Consider the following 18228-nt stretch of genomic DNA (forward strand, 5'->3'; position numbering starts at 1 on the left):
GATGCTCGTGAATTAAACTTCGTAATGAATTACGTGTTCACTCAGAGACTTGGTATTCATTTTTCGTCTTGCGACGTTAAGAATCCGTATCTTCGAGTGCCCACACAGATTGTCTGATAAATTGTTAAAGAGCAGTTGCGACGCGCTTTAGCGCTCTGTCGCGAGGTGGCGTATATTACGCTTTCCTCTTTCAGAGTCAACCCTCATTTTCAGGTTTTTCTCTTCAACCGACCGGGCTGTTTGTGTGAAGTGATTCACATCCGCCGTGTCGATGGAGGCGCATTATAGGGAGTTTCCTTCAGCCCGCAACCCCTAAATGACAGAAAAATGACTGACTGCTGCATTCCACAGCAAAACCCCGCCTTATACCCCTTTACGCACAGAGTTATCCACAATCGTCAAAAAACTACCGGTACGCATTACTGAAAAGAGGAGAGAACCGGCACTGAACGCTCTATATATAGAAGAAGTATTGGCAGCCTAAGCCCACATTCCTTACCACCTTTGAATTACGCATGCCGTCGGGCGATAATACCCGCACAAACCGTGATTCCAGGACCGTGATGAGACACTCTCTGCAACGTACTGCTATACGCAAACGCCCAATGAAGCTCGGCACTACCGTGATCCTCATGGTCAGTGCAGTACTCTTCTCAGTGCTGCTTGTTGTTCATCTGATTTACTTTTCGCAAATCAGCAACATGACACGCGATGCATTAGCGGATAAAGCGCTTGCGGTCGCGCGGACGCTGGCAAACTCGCCGGAGATCCGCCAAGGGTTAATGAAAAAACCTGAGGAAAGCGGCATTCAGGCGATTGCCCAGGCGGTGAATAAGAGCAACGATTTTTTGTTCATCGTCGTCACCGATATGCAAAGCATTCGTTACTCCCATCCCGAAGCGCAGCGAATCGGTCAGCCATTTAAAGGCGATGACATTTTGCTGGCTCTGCAGGGCAAAGAGAATGTTGCCATTAATCGCGGCTTTCTGGCTAAAGCTCTGCGCGTGTTTACCCCTATCTATGATGAGCATCACCGACAGATTGGCGTGGTGGCGATCGGCCTTGAGCTAAGCAGAGTGACTGAGCAGATCAATAACAGTCGCGGCAGTATCTTCTGGTCCATCTTGTTTGGCGTTCTGGTTGGGTTACTCGGCACATGGGTATTCGTCAAAGTCCTTAAGCGCATTCTGTTTGGCCTGGAGCCTTATGAAATCTCCAATCTGTTCGAACAACGCCAGGCGATGCTGCACTCTATAAAGGAAGGTGTCATTGCCGTTGATGAGTGTGGTGAAGTCACGCTGATAAACCAGGCGGCGCAGGAGTTGCTTGATTACCACAAATCCCAAGATGATGCCCAGCTCTCAACGCTCAGCCACGCGTGGTCACAGGTGGTCGATTTTTCGCAAGTACTACGCGATGGAACGCCACGCCGCGATGAAGAGATCACGGTGAAAGATCGGCTACTCTTAATTAATACTGTTCCGGTACTCAGCAACGGAAAAATCATCGGGGCCATTTCAACGTTCCGCGATAAAACTGAAGTTCGGAAACTGATGCAACGCCTGGACGGTATGGTTAACTATGCCGACGCACTTCGTGAACGATCCCACGAATTCATGAACAAATTGCACGTGATTCTGGGATTATTGCACCTGAAAAGTTATAAGCAGCTTGAAAATTACATCCTGAAGACCGCGAACAATTATCAGGAAGAGATTGGCTCACTGTTAGGAAAAATAAAATCTCCGGTGATCGCTGGATTTTTACTCAGTAAGATTAATCGCACATCTGATTTAGGTCATAGTCTGGTCATTAGCAATGAAAGCCAATTGCCGGAAAACAGCAATGAAGATCAGGTAGCGGTGCTGATTACCGTTTTGGGGAATTTGATTGAAAACGCCCTGGAGGCGCTAGGTCAAGAACCCGGTGGCGAGATCAGCGTATCCTTGCACTATCGACACGGCTGGTTGCATTGCGAAGTGAATGACGATGGTCCAGGGATCGCCCCTGAACACATTGAGCACATCTTTGAGAAGGGCGTCTCGTCAAAAGGAACCGAACGAGGCGTCGGTTTAGCACTTGTGAAACAGCAGGTTGAAAGTGTTGGCGGCAATATTTCCGTCGAGTCTGAACCTGGGGTCTTCACCCAATTTTTTGTACAGTTACCGTGGAATGGTGAGAGGGCCAGCAGATGATCAATGTCTTAATTGTCGATGACGATGCAATGGTAGCGGAATTAAATCGTCGTTATGTCGCGCAACTCTCCGGTTTTCATTGCTGCGGAACAGCCTCTACGCTGGAGAAAGCCAAAGAGATCATCTTTCATAGCGGTCATCATATCGATTTGATTTTGCTGGATATTTACATGCAAAAAGAAAACGGTCTGGATCTGCTGCCCGTTCTGCACAGCAAAGGCTGCAAGTGTGATGTTATTGTCATCTCTTCCGCCGCTGACGCGACCACCATCAAAGACTCTCTGCACTATGGTGTCGTTGACTACCTGATCAAACCTTTCCAGGCTTCCCGTTTTGAAGAGGCGCTAACCGGCTGGCTACATAAGAAAACAGAGATGGAAAAGCATCAGTACTATGAACAGTCTGAGCTTGACCAACTTATTCACGGCAGCTCCTCCAATGAACAGGAAGTACGCCGCTTACCCAAAGGGCTAACGCCACAAACATTACGTACGCTGTGCCAGTGGATTGATGAGCACCAGGATCAGGAGTTCTCTACGGATGAGCTGGCCAATGAGGTCAATATCTCCCGCGTCTCTTGCCGTAAATACCTTATCTGGCTGGTTAATTGTCACATCTTATTTACCAGCATCCACTATGGCGTGACCGGTAGACCTGTTTATCGTTACCGCGTTCAGGCAGAGCAATACTCATTGCTTAAACAATATTGCCAATAAATACATTTTGGGATTATTTGTTATTTGAAAGTAACAATTATTAAAATAATGAAAAATCCCTATTTTACTGGCTGAAGCAGAAGCATTATCAATTTGCGTTAGATCAAATATATTTGTACACAGCATGTCAAAAGCTATATTTCAATATTGATAAACATCACACTGTTTTTAATTTCAAAATCGCTAACAAAAGTTAATTAAGTATTATCTGACTCGCAGAGTGTGTATTTTTACCCATAAAGGATTAGTCTGAAATTAACCAGAGATACAAAATCTGGACTGGTAGCAATGGAGACCATGCTACGTACCATGGACACCGTACATTTTTGTGAGCAAATAAAAGTATCCGTACGCCGATCTCATTACATAATGAAATGGCGTGACCGTGATCACACAAATAACCCACTCACTCATTCTGTCCGTGGTTCATGTCATAGCGGAAAACGCAAAACAGATAAATTACAGCGTCAACCGCAGCTCTCTATGCCCAGTTCTGCTTCCCATCGCCTGAGGATTTTCTCCTCTGTTCAACGCCACAGAAAAAAACTAAATATCGCCATAACTTTAAAAAAACATTCTAGCAAGACATTTGAACATTAATCGCAAATACGGACATATCGAATACTGACCATTTTTTGATGCTTATTCTGGCAAAAAAGAATGTGCCACAGATCCATTTTTCAAAAAATTGACTGGGTTTTTCGCGAGGGTAAATAAAATGTTATTTAGTATACAACTTCTCATAATATTAATATGTTTGTTTTATGGTGCCAGAAAGGGCGGTATCGCACTGGGCTTATTAGGCGGTATCGGCCTGGTCATTCTGGTTTTCGTTTTCCATCTCCAGCCGGGTAAACCACCTGTAGACGTTATGCTGGTTATTATTGCCGTGGTGGCCGCATCGGCAACCTTGCAAGCCTCCGGCGGCCTTGACGTTATGCTGCAAATCGCTGAAAAGCTGCTGCGCCGTAACCCAAAATACGTTTCTATCGTCGCGCCGTTTGTTACCTGCACCCTGACGATTCTCTGTGGTACAGGCCACGTGGTATACACCATCCTGCCAATCATTTATGACGTTGCCATTAAGAATAATATTCGCCCGGAACGTCCAATGGCGGCCAGTTCTATCGGTGCGCAAATGGGTATTATCGCCAGCCCGGTTTCCGTAGCCGTGGTGTCACTGGTCGCCATGCTGGGTAATGTGACGTTTGAAGGTAAACATCTCGAATTCCTCGACCTGCTCAGCATCACCATCCCGTCTACCCTGCTGGGTATACTGGCTATCGGTATTTTCAGCTGGTTCCGTGGTAAAGATCTGGATAAAGATGAAGAATTCCAGAAGTTTATTTCCGTACCTGAAAACCACAACTATGTTTATGGCGACACCGCCACGCTGTTGGACAAAAAACTGCCGAAAAGCAACTGGCTGGCCATGTGGATCTTCCTCGCCGCTATCGCCGTGGTTGCTGTGCTCGGCGCATTCTCTGAGCTGCGCCCTACCTTCAGCGGCAAACCGCTGTCCATGGTACTGGTTATCCAGATGTTCATGCTGCTGACCGGTGCGCTGATTATTATCCTGACGAAGACTAATCCCGCTTCAATATCTAAAAACGAAGTCTTCCGTTCCGGTATGATCGCGATTGTGGCGGTGTACGGTATTGCCTGGATGGCCGAAACAATGTTCGGTGCGCACATGACAGAAATCGAAGGTGTGCTGGGTAATATGGTGAAAGAGTATCCGTGGGCCTATGCAATTGTTCTGCTGCTGGTATCCAAGTTTGTAAACTCCCAGGCAGCGGCGCTGGCGGCGATTGTTCCGGTCGCGCTGGCAATCGGGGTTGATCCAGCATACATCGTTGCTTCGGCGCCGGCATGTTACGGTTACTACATTCTGCCGACCTACCCGAGCGATCTGGCTGCTATTCAGTTTGACCGTTCCGGTACCACCCACATCGGCCGCTTCGTTATCAACCACAGCTTCATTCTGCCTGGCTTGATCGGCGTAAGCGTATCCTGTGTCTTTGGTTGGATATTCGCCGCAATGTACGGTTTCCTGTAATCACAGTTCGCGTGCCGTCCGCGTTGGTACGGCACGCCACTCTTAAGACACAGTGAATTTCTAAATTCCTGATAAAAATGAAAAGGCTGGAAGCAAATGTCAAAAGTTGAATTCACTTACCAGGCGGCTTTCCCACTGGGGGAAGACAAAACTGAGTACTACCTGCTGACATCCGATCACGTCAGCGTCGGCGAGTTTGAAGGCGAGACTATCCTGAAAGTAGCCCCTGAAGCACTTACGCTACTGGCTCAGCAAGCCTTCCACGATGCCTCCTTTATGCTCCGCCCTGAACACCAACAGCAAGTCGCCTCAATTCTCCATGATCCCGAAGCCAGCGAAAACGATAAGTACGTGGCGCTGCAGTTCCTGAGAAACTCCGAAATCGCCGCCAAAGGCGTATTGCCAACCTGCCAGGACACCGGTACGGCCATTATCATGGGTAAAAAAGGCCAGCGCGTGTGGACCGGCGGCGGCGATGAAGCCGCGCTCTCCAAAGGCGTATTTAATACCTATATTGAAGATAACCTGCGCTACTCGCAAAACGCGGCGCTGGATATGTACAAAGAAGTGAATACCGGCACCAACCTGCCTGCGCAAATCGATCTGTACAGCGTGGACGGTGACGAATACAAATTCCTGTGCGTGGCCAAAGGCGGTGGCTCAGCCAATAAAACCTATCTGTATCAGGAAACCAAAGCGCTGCTGACTCCCGGAAAACTGAAAAACTTCCTGGTGGAAAAAATGCGTACGCTGGGTACCGCAGCTTGCCCGCCGTACCATATTGCATTCGTCATTGGCGGCACGTCAGCGGAAAGCACCCTTAAAACGGTGAAGCTGGCCAGCACGCACTACTATGATGCGCTGCCGACTGAAGGCAATGCCCACGGCCAGGCGTTCCGCGATCTGCAACTGGAACAGGAACTGCTGATCGAGGCACAGAAACTCGGCCTCGGCGCTCAGTTTGGCGGAAAATACTTCGCACATGACATCCGCGTGATCCGTCTACCTCGCCACGGCGCGTCCTGTCCGGTAGGTATGGGCGTTTCCTGCTCCGCGGACCGTAACATTAAAGCCAAGATTAACCGCGAAGGGATCTGGATTGAAAAACTGGAACATAATCCAGGTCAGTACATTCCCGAATCTCTGCGCCAGGCTGGCGAAGGCGAAGTGGTTAAGGTAGACCTTAACCGTCCGATGAAAGAGATCCTCGCCCAGCTTTCGCAGTACCCGGTTTCTACCCGCCTGTCACTGAGCGGCACGATTATTGTTGGTCGTGACATCGCCCACGCGAAGCTAAAAGAGCGTATTGAGTCCGGCGAAGGTCTGCCGCAGTACGTGAAAGATCATCCGATCTACTACGCGGGCCCGGCAAAAACGCCAGCGGGTTATCCGTCCGGCTCTTTAGGCCCGACTACCGCAGGTCGTATGGACTCCTATGTTGACCTGTTGCAGTCACACGGCGGCAGCATGATCATGCTGGCAAAAGGCAACCGTAGCCAGCAGGTGACAGACGCTTGCCACAAACACGGCGGTTTCTACTTAGGCAGCATCGGCGGACCGGCAGCGGTACTGGCGCAGCAGAGCATTAAGCATCTGGAATGCGTGGAATACCCGGAGCTGGGTATGGAAGCTATCTGGAAAATCGAAGTAGAAGATTTCCCGGCGTTCATCCTGGTCGATGATAAAGGCAACGATTTCTTCCAGCAAATCGTCAGCAAACAATGCGCTAACTGCGCGAAGTAACCTATTCGGCCCGGCACTGGACTGACACTAAACTTTTGGCGTCAGTCCAGCGATCCCCCCGGGCCACCTTAATCCCCCCATTTACTGGCGTTGAATTTTTGCTGCTCACAGGGAATAGTAATCTTTTCCATTACGTGTGAATTCATAATGCTCCGCACACTGAACCCCATGATTTTGCAGTCTGGCGCGCTGATTCTGGCGCTGATCCTTATCTACACCGGCATCTGTGCCACTGAGAAAATCACCTGGCTGATGGAAGTCACGCCGGTCATTATCGTCGTACCGTTGTTGCTGACTACCGTAAAGCGCTACCCGTTGACGCCGCTGCTCTACACGCTAATTTTCTTTCACGCCATCATTCTGATGGTCGGCGGTATGTATACCTATGCCAAAGTCCCCGTCGGTTTTCAGGTTCAGGAATGGCTGGATCTTAGTCGCAATCCCTATGACAAGTTGGGTCACTTCTTTCAGGGGTTGGTGCCAGCGCTGACGGCACGAGAGATTTTAGTGCGCGGTAATATTGTCAGTGGCCGAAAAATGCTGGCATTTTTAGTCTGCTGCGTGGCGTTGGCGATTAGCGCGACCTATGAGCTGATCGAATGGTGGGCGGCGCTGGCAATGGGTCAAGGAGCTGATGATTTTCTCGGCACGCAGGGCGACCCATGGGATACCCAATCCGATATGTTTTGCGCCCTGCTTGGGGCCTTAACCACCGTGATTTTACTGGCGAGAATGCATTGCAAGCAACTGCGCCATTATGGGTTAATCACCGCCAACTGAATGAAATCATTACCGGATGTTGCTGATGCACATCCGGCCTGCATGCTTGCCATTCAGCAATATCAGTATCAGCCAAAAAAATAGTCCCCCTGTCGATAAACGGCGGTTAAAATCCGCCTTCAACACACCATAACCCATTGTTTAAAAACATATAAAATACAAAATAGACTATTTTTCACCCGCTTTACAGCCCATTTTCTCAGGATAATACTTGCCTGCGTCACATTCATACGGTGTGTCTGCAATCCATAAATTGCAACCTTTCCACAACCGGGTAAAAGATGATGAAAGTATTAATTGTTGAAAGTGAGTTTCTGCATCAGGACACCTGGGTCGGTAGCGCTGTCGAACGTCTGGCTGACGCATTAAGCCGCCAGAATGTTACCGTCATTAAGTCCACCTCATTCGACGATGGTTACGCCATCCTCGCCGCAAATGAAGCCATTGATTGCCTGATGTTCAGCTATCAAATGGAACAACAAGATGAGCACCTGAATGTCAGGCAATTGATCGGCAAGCTCCACGAGCGCCAGCAAAACGTTCCCGTTTTCCTGCTGGGCGATCGCGAAAAAGCCACCGCATCGTTGGATCGCGACCTGCTGGAGCTTGTCGATGAATTCGCCTGGATTCTGGAAGATACCGCAGACTTTATCGCCGGGCGCGCCATGGCGGCGATGACTCGTTACCGCCAGCAGCTTCTGCCGCCGCTGTTCAGCGCACTGATGAAATACGGCGACATCCATGAATATTCCTGGGCGGCGCCTGGCCACCAGGGCGGCGTCGGTTTTACCAAAACCCCAGCCGGTCGTTTCTATCATGACTACTACGGCGAAAACTTATTCCGTACCGACATGGGTATCGAACGCACCTCCCTGGGTTCACTGCTGGATCATACTGGCGCATTTGGCGAGAGCGAAAAATATGCCGCCCGGGTGTTTGGCGCTGACCGCTCCTGGTCCGTGGTGGTCGGGACTTCCGGCTCTAACCGCACCATCATGCAAGCCTGTATGACCGACAACGACGTCGTGGTGCTGGATCGCAACTGCCATAAATCGATTGAACAGGGGCTGATCCTTACCGGGGCAAAACCGGTATACATGGTGCCTAGCCGCAACCGCTACGGCATCATCGGGCCTATCTACCCGCAGGAAATGCAGCCTGAAACATTGCAGAAAAAAATCAATGAAAGCCCACTGACAAAAGGCAAAGCCGGACAAAAACCGTCATACAGCGTCGTGACTAACTGTACCTATGACGGCGTTTGCTACAACGCAAAAGAGGCGCAGGACCTGCTCGCGCAAACCAGCGATCGTATCCACTTCGATGAGGCCTGGTACGGCTATGCCCGCTTTAACCCAATTTATGCCGACCACTACGCCATGCGTGGCGCGCCGGGCGATCATAACGGTCCTACCGTTTTTGCCACCCACTCGACTCACAAACTGCTGAATGCGCTCTCCCAAGCATCTTATATTCACGTCCGTGAAGGTCGTGGGGCCGTGAACTTCTCCCGCTTTAACCAGGCGTACATGATGCACGCCACCACCTCTCCGCTGTATGCCATCTGCGCATCAAACGATGTGGCGGTTTCCATGATGGATGGTAACAGCGGCCTGTCGCTCACCCAGGAAGTGATTGACGAAGCAGTCGATTTCCGTCAGGCCATGGCGCGGCTGTACAAAGAATTCACCGCCGAAGGCGACTGGTTCTTCAAACCGTGGAACAAAGAAGTGGTAACCGATCCGCAGACCGGCAAAACCTATGACTTTGCCGATGCGCCAACCCAACTCCTGACCACTGACCAGAACTGCTGGGTAATGCGTCCGGGCGAATCCTGGCACGGGTTTAAAGATCTGCCGGATAACTGGAGCATGCTGGACCCGATTAAAGTCAGCATTCTGGCACCGGGTATGGGCGACGATGGCGAACTGGAAGAGACAGGTGTTCCTGCAGCTCTGGTCACCGCCTGGCTTGGCCGTCACGGTATCGTGCCGACGCGTACCACCGACTTCCAGATTATGTTCCTGTTCTCAATGGGGATTACCCGTGGGAAATGGGGCACACTGATCAACACGTTGTGCTCTTTCAAACATCACTACGATGCGAATACTCCGCTGGCACAGGTAATGCCTGAACTGGTTGAGGAATATCCAGACACTTACGCAAACATGGGCATTCACGATCTTGGCGACACCATGTTTGCCTGGCTGAAAGAGAACAACCCTGGTAGTCGTCTCAATGCAGCCTACTCCGGCCTGCCTGTTGCTGAAATTACACCGCGTGAAGCCTATAACGCGATAGTCAGCGATAACGTTGAGATGGTGGCCATTGAAAATCTGCAGGGCCGTATAGCAGCGAACTCTGTGATTCCTTACCCACCAGGAATTCCGATGCTGTTGTCCGGTGAAAACTTTGGCGACGCTAATAGCCCGCAGATTAGTTATCTACGTTCGTTGCAGTCCTGGGACCACCATTTCCCTGGATTTGAACATGAAACCGAAGGAACGGAAATTATTGACGGTGTGTATCACGTCATGTGCGTGAAAGCATAATGTCTTTTTGAGATAGTCCGATTTGAAGGATGACATGTCATGCTTGAGTAATTCCTGAGTATTGCTGCAAAACAATAACATTGTCATACCTTTTTGCGCGGGACCACCCCGCGCTTTTTTTATACGAAAATTGCACGTTGCCACTTGCGTAAAATTTTATGTACACGGCAATAATCCCTACAGATATTGTAATTAATCTAAATATCGCTATTTTATCGCCTGTCTTGATTCATCACACAATTTCATTTGCCGGTTATTTCTTGCCCAATGGTAAGTTACGGTAGTTTATGTCATATTCCTGGAGTTTGGGTATGAGACTTTGCAGCAAAGAAGCGTGTGTTGTCGTATTAACGGAGAAGGATGTTTGGTTAAGGATTAACGGTAAAGAAGCCATCAGTTTAAAAGCTAATCATATGGCATTGGTGGCATGTGATAATAATATTATCGACTTCTCATCACTTAATAACGCACTGGTCGTACATATCAGCCGCGATATCATTAAAGACTATCTGCGTTTTTTAAATAAGGACCTTTCACAGATCCCATTCTGGCAGCGGAGTGCTAACCCAGTGATCACCGCTACCTGTCTGACGCCGGATGTCTTCCGGGTGGCCGCCCAACATAGCGTAATGGAAACAGTAGACGAAGGTGAAAGAGAGCGCACACGCTCACTACTGTTCACGGTGTTGTCACGCTTCCTTGACAGCAAAAAATTTATCTCTTTACTCATGCATATGCTGCGTAGTCGTATCAGCGACAGCGTTTATCACATTATTGAAAGCGACATACACAAAGACTGGAATTTAAGCATGGTCGCCAGTTGCTTATGCCTGAGTCCCAGCTTGTTAAAGAAGAAACTCAAAAGCGAAAATACAAGTTACAGCCAAATAATTACCACATGTCGCATGCGTTATGCCGTCAATCAACTCCTGATGGACGAGAAAAACATTTCCCAGGTCTCTCAACTGTGCGGATATAACAGTACCTCATACTTTATTTCCGTATTCAAAGAGTTCTATGGGATGACGCCACTGCATTATGTTAGTCAACATCGGGAGCCATCCGCTGCCTGAGTTTTAATCAGTTAGCGATAAGCCATAATAATATCAGCATTAGCGATACCCCAGCTCCGTCATCATAAAATAGTCTTTTGAAGAGGTATGATAAGTCCGTCATTTATCCTTATCAGGAGTTAAAAAATATGTCGACGGATGCTGATGCTCACAAAGTGGGCTTAATCCCCGTCACCCTTATGGTGTCGGGGAATATTATGGGTTCCGGTGTATTCCTGCTACCCGCAAACCTTGCGTCAACTGGCGGGATTGCAATCTACGGATGGTTGGTCACGATTATCGGTGCTCTGGCACTGTCGATGGTGTACGCAAAAATGTCGTCCTTAGACTCCAGTCCCGGTGGTTCTTATGCTTATGCCCGCCGCTGTTTCGGTCCTTTTTTAGGCTACCAGACTAACGTCCTGTACTGGCTGGCCTGCTGGATTGGTAACATCGCCATGGTGGTCATTGGCGTCGGTTACCTGAGCTACTTTTTCCCCATCTTAAAAGATCCGCTGGTCCTGACGCTGACCTGTGTCGTGGTGCTGTGGATCTTCGTATTGCTGAACATTGTCGGCCCGAAAATGATCACCCGTGTACAGGCCGTCGCAACGGTGCTGGCGCTGGTGCCGATTGTTGGGATTGCCGTCTTCGGCTGGTTCTGGTTCCGCGGTGAAACCTATATGGCGGCCTGGAACGTCAGCGGTATGAATACCTTCGGCGCAATTCAAAGCACCCTGAACGTGACCTTATGGTCATTTATCGGGGTGGAAAGTGCCTCCGTCGCGGCAGGCGTGGTTAAAAACCCCAAACGTAACGTGCCTATCGCCACCATTGGCGGGGTGCTGATTGCCGCCGTTTGCTACGTGCTCTCCACAACGGCGATTATGGGGATGATCCCTAACGCTGCGCTGCGTGTTTCGGCCTCGCCGTTCGGTGATGCCGCAAGAATGGCGCTGGGCGACACCGCTGGCGCGATCGTCTCCTTCTGCGCCGCTGCCGGATGTCTTGGTTCACTAGGCGGATGGACGCTGCTGGCCGGACAAACCGCCAAAGCGGCGGCCGATGACGGTTTGTTCCCGCCGATTTTTGCCCGCGTTAACAAAGCCGGTACCCCGGTGGCCGGGTTAATTATCGTCGGTATCCTGATGACCATTTTCCAGTTCAGCAGCATGTCGCCGAACGCCGCAAAAGAGTTTGGTCTGGTCTCTTCGGTTTCGGTCATCTTCACGCTGGTGCCATATCTGTACACCTGCGCTGCGCTGCTGCTGCTCGGTCATGGTCACTTCGGCAAAGCGCGCCCGCTGTATCTGGCGGTGACCTTTATCGCCTTTGTCTACTGCATCTGGGCAGTGATCGGTTCTGGCGCCAAAGAGGTGATGTGGTCGTTCGTCACGCTGATGATTATTACCGCGCTGTACGCACTTAACTACAACCGGATCCATAAAAACCCCTATCCATTAGATGCCCCGGTAAAAAATAGTTAACGCAAGCGGCACTGGTGAATAGCCGCCATCCTGCAAAAAGCCAATCTTAAGAACTTAAGGTTGGCTTAATTTTACTTTGAGAGGATCTACACCACTTAGTCGATGGAATCCCCCTTAATGTTAAAGCACCTGTTTAAAAGGCCCACTCTCGGGTTAATCAGCTGGCTTCTGCTGCTCTCATTTTATCTTGCGACTTTTCTGAACATTGCGTTCTATAAACAAGTGCTGAAAGACCTGCCCCTGGATTCTGTGCGCAACGTGTTGGTGTTTTTATCAATGCCGGTTGTCGCTTTCAGCGTTATGAACATCGTGCTGACGCTGGCCTCATTCCTGTGGCTTAACCGTCTGGTGGCGTGCGTTTTCATTCTGGTTGGCGCATCGGCTCAATATTTCATCATGACCTACGGCATCATCATCGACCGCTCGATGATCGCCAATATGATGGACACCACGCCCGCCGAAACCTTCGCCCTGATGACACCGCGAATGGTAATTACGCTCGGGGTGAGCGGTATTCTGGCCGCGCTCATTGCCTGCTGGATAAGTATCAAGCCTATTACTCCAGTGCTGCGCAGCGTGTTGTTCCGTGGCGCGAACATTCTGATCTCCGCGTTGCTGATCGTGTTGGTCGCCGCGTTCTTCTATAAAGATTACGCCTCACTGTTTCGCAACAACAAAGAACTGGTGAAATCCCTCAGCCCATCCAACAGCATTGTGGCGACGTCATCATGGTATTCGCACCAGAGGCTGGCCCACCTGCCGTTGGTACGCATTGGCGAAGATGCGCATCGCAATCCATTGATGGTAAAAGAAAAGCGTAAAAACCTGACGATTGTGGTTCTCGGCGAGACCTCCCGCGGCGACAATTTCTCCCTGTCCGGGTATGCGCGCCAGACCAACCCGCTACTGGAAAAAGATAATGTGGTCTATTTCCCGCGCACGACGTCCTGCGGTACGGCCACGGCGGTATCTGTACCCTGCATGTTCTCCGATATGCCGCGCGCGCACTATGATGAAGAACTGGCGCAGCATCAGGAAGGCGTACTCGACATCATCCAGCGGGCGGGAATTAACGTGCTGTGGAATGATAACGACGGTGGATGTAAAGGAGCCTGCGATCGGGTGCCGCACCAGAATATGACTAAGCTGAACCTGCCGGGACAGTGTATTGATGGTGAATGCTATGATGACGTCCTGTTCCACGGGCTGGAAGAGTACATAAATAATCTGCAAGGCGACGGCGTGATTGTGCTGCACACCATCGGCAGCCACGGTCCGACCTATTACAACCGCTATCCTGCGCAGTTCAAGAAATTTACGCCAACCTGCGACACCAACGAGATCCAGACCTGTTCCCAGCAACAGTTGGTCAATACATACGACAACACGATTCTTTATGTTGACTATATTGTTGATAAAGCAATCAATATACTGAAAGAGCATCAGGATAATTTCACCACCAGCCTGGTCTATCTTTCCGATCACGGTGAATCCTTAGGGGAAAATGGCGTCTATTTGCACGGTCTGCCGTATTCGATTGCGCCAGATACGCAAAAACATGTGCCGATGCTGCTGTGGCTCTCAGAAGATTATCAGCAACGCTATCAGGTCTCTCAGACATGTTTGCAAAAACGGGCAAGCTCAGAAGATTTCTCACAGGATAATCTGTTCTCGACTCTGCTGGGATTAACGGGCGTGCAAACACAGAAATATCAGGCGGCAGATGATATTCTGCAACCCTGCCGGGGAGGCTAAGCGAATGAAAATTCTGATTGTTGAAGACGATACGTTGTTATTACAGGGACTGATACTCGCCGCGCAAACAGAAGGCTATGCCTGCGACGGCGTATCAACCGCCCGGGCAGCGGAACAATGCCTGGAGACCGGACATTACAGTCTGGTGGTTCTGGATCTCGGCTTACCGGATGAAGACGGTCTGCACTTCCTGAACCGGATCAGGCAGAAAAAATACACCGTACCTGTGCTTATCCTCACCGCCCGCGATACGGTGAAAGACCGGGTCAGCGGGCTGGACGTGGGTGCAGATGACTATCTGGTCAAACCGTTCGCGCTGGAAGAACTGCACGCCCGCATCCGGGCGCTGCTGCGTCGTCATAACAATCAGGGTGAAAGTGAGTTAATTGTCAGTAACCTGACGCTGAATATCGGTCGTCGCCAGGTGTGGATGGACGGGCAAGAGATTATCTTAACGCCGAAAGAATACGCGCTCCTGTCGCGCCTGATGCTCAAGGCTGGCAGTCCGGTTCACCGGGAAATTCTGTATAACGACATCTACAGTTGGGATAACGAACCGTCGACCAATACGCTGGAAGTCCACATCCATAATCTGCGCGATAAAGTGGGGAAATCACGTATCCGCACGGTCAGGGGATTTGGCTATATGCTGGTCGCCACTGAGGAAAGCTAAGTGAAGCTGCTGCAATATCTAAAACGACCGCTCCCTCTTCGCCAACGGTTAATACTGACGATAGGTCTAATTCTGTTGGTCTTTCAACTCATTAGCACCTTCTGGTTGTGGCACGAAAGTACTGAGCAAATACAGTTATTCGAGCAGGCGCTGCGCGATAACCGTAACAACGATCGCCACATCATGCATGAGATCCGCGAGGCCATCGCCAGCCTGATCGTCCCCGGCATCTTTATGGTCAGCCTGACGCTGCTGATTTGCTACCAGGCTGTGCGACGTATTACTCGCCCGCTGGCGGATCTGCAAAAAGAGTTAGAAGCGCGGGCAGCCGATAACCTGGCCCCCATTGAAATTCACAGTTCAACCGTTGAGATACAGGCGGTCGTCTCAGCGCTCAACGAGCTGGTGACGCGGCTGACCACCACTATCGAAAACGAACGCTTATTTACCGCCGATGTCGCCCACGAACTGCGCACGCCGCTGTCAGGCGTTCGCCTGCATCTGGAATTATTATCCAAAACCCATAAAGTCGACGTTTCGCCGTTAATTGCCCGCCTTGACCAAATGATGGACAGCGTGTCGCAACTGCTGCAACTCGCCCGCGTCGGGCAGTCGTTTTCGGCCGGAAGCTACCAACATGTCAAACTGCTGGAGGACGTGATTCTGCCCTCCTATGACGAACTCAGCACCATGCTGGACCAGCGCCAGCAGACGCTGCTCCTCCCGCAAAGCGCGGCGGACGTTGTCGTACGTGGCGACGCAACGCTGTTACGCATGCTGCTGCGCAATCTGGTAGAGAACGCCCACCGTTACAGCCCGGAAGGCACTACTATTACGATCGGCCTGAATACCGAACATGATGCCGTCATGGCCGTCGAAGATGAAGGTCCAGGCATTGATGAAAGTAAATGCGGGGAGTTAAGCAAAGCGTTTGTACGGATGGACAGCCGTTTTGGCGGCATTGGGCTGGGGCTGAGCATTGTCAGTCGGATCACCCAGCTACATCACGGGCATTTCTATTTGCAGAATCGTCAGGGAACGAGCGGCACTCGCGCCTGGGTGGAATTAGCGAAAGCTCAGTAAGAACTCACCCATACGTACAAAAAGCTGCTGACGATCAGCACGCTACACAGGGCAGTTAAACTTTCATAAATGCGGGTTTTCATGACACTCTCCTCCGAAACTATGGAGGAGAGTTTGCCTGAAGGATATTAAGCCAACCTTAAGTCGCTGTGATAGATCAACATAATGCGCCGGATGGCAGTTGGCGCCTTATCCGGCCTACTGAGTACAACGCTACCCGCAGGCCTGAAAGCTGATTACTCATCAATACGCGGATGCTGCTGCACCAGACGCGAACGCTTAAGCTGCAATTCCGCAATTTCCTGATCGATATCTTCGATTTTATGCTCGATGTTATCGTAGTGCTCACCAAGGATCTCTTTCGCTTCCTGAATATCCGAAGCGGCAGGCGTCGCCCCTTTCAGTGGCTTATTTGCGGTCTCTTTCATGGTGATACCGGTAATTAAACCAACCACCGCAATCACCATCAGGTAGTAAGCAGGCATCATCAGATTCTGCGAACTTTCCACCAGCCAGGCAGCCAGGGTCGGCGTCAGACCCGCAACCAGGACCGAGATATTAAATGCCGCCGCCAACGCGCTATAACGAATATGCGTCGGGAACATCGCCGGTAACGTTGACGCCATCACCCCGGTAAAGCAGTTGAGGATCACCGCCAGCATCAGCAGCCCGGCAAAAATCAGGCCGATGACATTACTGTTAATCAGGATAAATGCCGGAATGGCCAGCACAAACAGCGCAATACTGCCCATAATCACAAACGGGCGACGACCGAAGCGGTCACTGAGCAGACCCATCACCGGCTGCACAAACAGCATACCAATCATGATGGCGATAATAATCAACACGCCGTGGTCTTCAGAGTAATGCAGGTTATGCGACAGATAGCTCGGCATATAGGTGAGCAGCATGTAATAGGTAACGTTGGTGGCAATCACCAGACCGATACACGCCAGCAGGCTACGCCAGTGTTTGGTCGCAATCTCTTTAAACGAAACCTTCGGACCTTCCTGCAGGCCCTCGCGGTCGCCCTGTTCCAGTTTATCAACGTGCTGCTGGAACGCCGGCGTCTCTTCCAGCGCATGACGCAGATACAGACCAATCAGCCCTAACGGCAGCGCCAGGAAGAACGGAATACGCCAGCCCCACTCAAGGAAATTTGCCTCGCCGACAATGGTTGAAATCAGAACCACCACGCCCGCGCCCAGCACAAACCCGGCGATCGAACCGAAGTCCAGCCAGCTACCCATAAATCCACGCTTACGGTCAGGCGAATATTCCGCGACAAAAATCGACGCCCCGGTGTACTCTCCGCCGACCGAGAATCCCTGTGCCATCTTACACAGCAACAGCAGAATCGGCGCCCAGATACCAATCGTGGCATACGAGGGAATAAGACCGATACAGAAGGTACTGATCGACATAATCACAATGGTGATAGCGAGGATCTTCTGACGACCGTATTTATCGCCGAGCATACCGAAGAACAATCCGCCAAGCGGTCGAATCAGAAAGGGAACAGAGAAGGTGGCGAGCGCGGCAACCATCTGCACGCTGGGGTCAGCCCCCGGGAAGAACACTTTACCTAATGCGTAAGCAACAAACCCATAAACACCAAAATCAAACCACTCCATCGCATTACCTAACGACGCCGCGGTAATGGCTTTTCGCAATTTTCCGTCATCAATGATGGTGACATCGCGCAGCGTAATGGGTTTTATTTTTTTCCTTTTTAGCATACCAGTCCTCTTAGACTTAGCCCTGTCGCGCACAGTTCGACGCTCCTAACGCAACATGCGCTAAGGTCATCGCCGAGCGGGGAATGCACAGACGCAATCCCTGTAACAAGCGTAGCAGGTTTACTTACACTGGCTGGAAACGAGCAGTACAACCGAACCTGTTGACGCCTGATTGGGCGGTTAATGACCTCTTTACCCTAACAGTGTTTAAATTTGTGATCAACTTCACACATGGTATTTCATTTCGTCAACCTGCGTAAATAAGGTCATTCTGAGTCAGCTTTTTTACATGTCATGCTTGCGATTTACTGACAATTAAATACAAGAATAAATCGCTTTATTGCGCCAACAATCACAGCGGTCACTATTATTCTGCTAGCAAAAAAATCACCTA

The 18228-nt window shown here is 50.4% G+C and carries 12 protein-coding genes; 11 read left to right on the forward strand and 1 reads right to left on the reverse strand.

What is annotated here, in order from left to right:
- Nucleotides 1–563: 563 nt before the first annotated feature.
- From KQJ18_RS07850 to pmrB, 11 genes are all read left to right on the forward strand, one after another.
- The gene (locus tag KQJ18_RS07850) at nt 564–2195 is read left to right on the forward strand and encodes a sensor histidine kinase (protein WP_038636450.1); all 1632 of its coding nucleotides are present in this window, start codon (nt 564–566) and stop codon (nt 2193–2195) included.
- Entirely contained in the window at nt 2192–2911 is a 720-nt protein-coding gene (gene dcuR, locus KQJ18_RS07855) for a two-component system response regulator DcuR (RefSeq protein ID WP_038636447.1), read from the forward strand. Before KQJ18_RS07850 ends, dcuR begins: the two co-directional genes overlap by 4 nt.
- A 718-nt stretch (nt 2912–3629) precedes the next feature.
- Entirely contained in the window at nt 3630–4970 is a 1341-nt protein-coding gene (gene dcuB, locus KQJ18_RS07860; protein WP_003031873.1) for an anaerobic C4-dicarboxylate transporter DcuB, read from the forward strand.
- A gap of 96 nt (nt 4971–5066) precedes the next feature.
- The gene (gene fumA, locus KQJ18_RS07865; RefSeq protein WP_003031871.1) at nt 5067–6713 is read left to right on the forward strand and encodes a class I fumarate hydratase FumA; all 1647 of its coding nucleotides are present in this window, start codon (nt 5067–5069) and stop codon (nt 6711–6713) included.
- Between the two features lie 147 nt (nt 6714–6860).
- Nucleotides 6861–7493 (forward strand): DUF2238 domain-containing protein, encoded by a 633-nt coding sequence (locus tag KQJ18_RS07870; protein WP_216421790.1) that lies wholly within the window; start codon nt 6861–6863, stop codon nt 7491–7493.
- A gap of 284 nt (nt 7494–7777) precedes the next feature.
- On the forward strand, nt 7778–10045 hold the full coding sequence (gene adiA, locus KQJ18_RS07875; RefSeq protein ID WP_216421796.1) for an arginine decarboxylase: 2268 nt from the start codon (nt 7778–7780) through the stop codon (nt 10043–10045).
- Between the two features lie 311 nt (nt 10046–10356).
- Complete coding sequence (locus tag KQJ18_RS07880; protein WP_069325137.1) at nt 10357–11118, forward strand: AraC family transcriptional regulator; 762 nt, start codon at nt 10357–10359, stop codon at nt 11116–11118.
- A 128-nt stretch (nt 11119–11246) separates the two neighbouring features.
- Nucleotides 11247–12584, forward strand: a complete 1338-nt coding sequence (adiC, locus tag KQJ18_RS07885; RefSeq protein WP_038636433.1) for an arginine/agmatine antiporter — start codon at nt 11247–11249, stop codon at nt 12582–12584.
- Nucleotides 12585–12701: 117 nt separating this feature from the next.
- Nucleotides 12702–14339 carry a phosphoethanolamine transferase EptA gene (eptA, locus tag KQJ18_RS07890; RefSeq protein ID WP_216421791.1) on the forward strand — a complete coding sequence of 546 codons (1638 nt, stop codon included), beginning with the start codon at nt 12702–12704 and terminating at the stop codon, nt 14337–14339.
- A 4-nt stretch (nt 14340–14343) separates the two neighbouring features.
- Complete coding sequence (gene pmrA, locus KQJ18_RS07895) at nt 14344–15012, forward strand: two-component system response regulator PmrA (protein WP_038636427.1); 669 nt, start codon at nt 14344–14346, stop codon at nt 15010–15012.
- Nucleotides 15013–16095, forward strand: coding sequence for a two-component system sensor histidine kinase PmrB (gene pmrB, locus KQJ18_RS07900; protein ID WP_038636424.1), 1083 nt, complete (start codon nt 15013–15015; stop codon nt 16093–16095).
- A gap of 236 nt (nt 16096–16331) precedes the next feature.
- On the opposite strand, the gene proP is transcribed toward pmrB, so the two are convergent.
- Nucleotides 16332–17834, reverse strand: coding sequence for a glycine betaine/L-proline transporter ProP (proP, locus tag KQJ18_RS07910; protein ID WP_216421792.1), 1503 nt, complete (start codon nt 17832–17834; stop codon nt 16332–16334).
- Nucleotides 17835–18228: the final 394 nt, after the last annotated feature.

The organism is Citrobacter sp. S55_ASV_140 (genome assembly GCF_018919505.1).
Classification (GTDB): Bacteria; Pseudomonadota; Gammaproteobacteria; order Enterobacterales; family Enterobacteriaceae; genus Citrobacter; species Citrobacter werkmanii.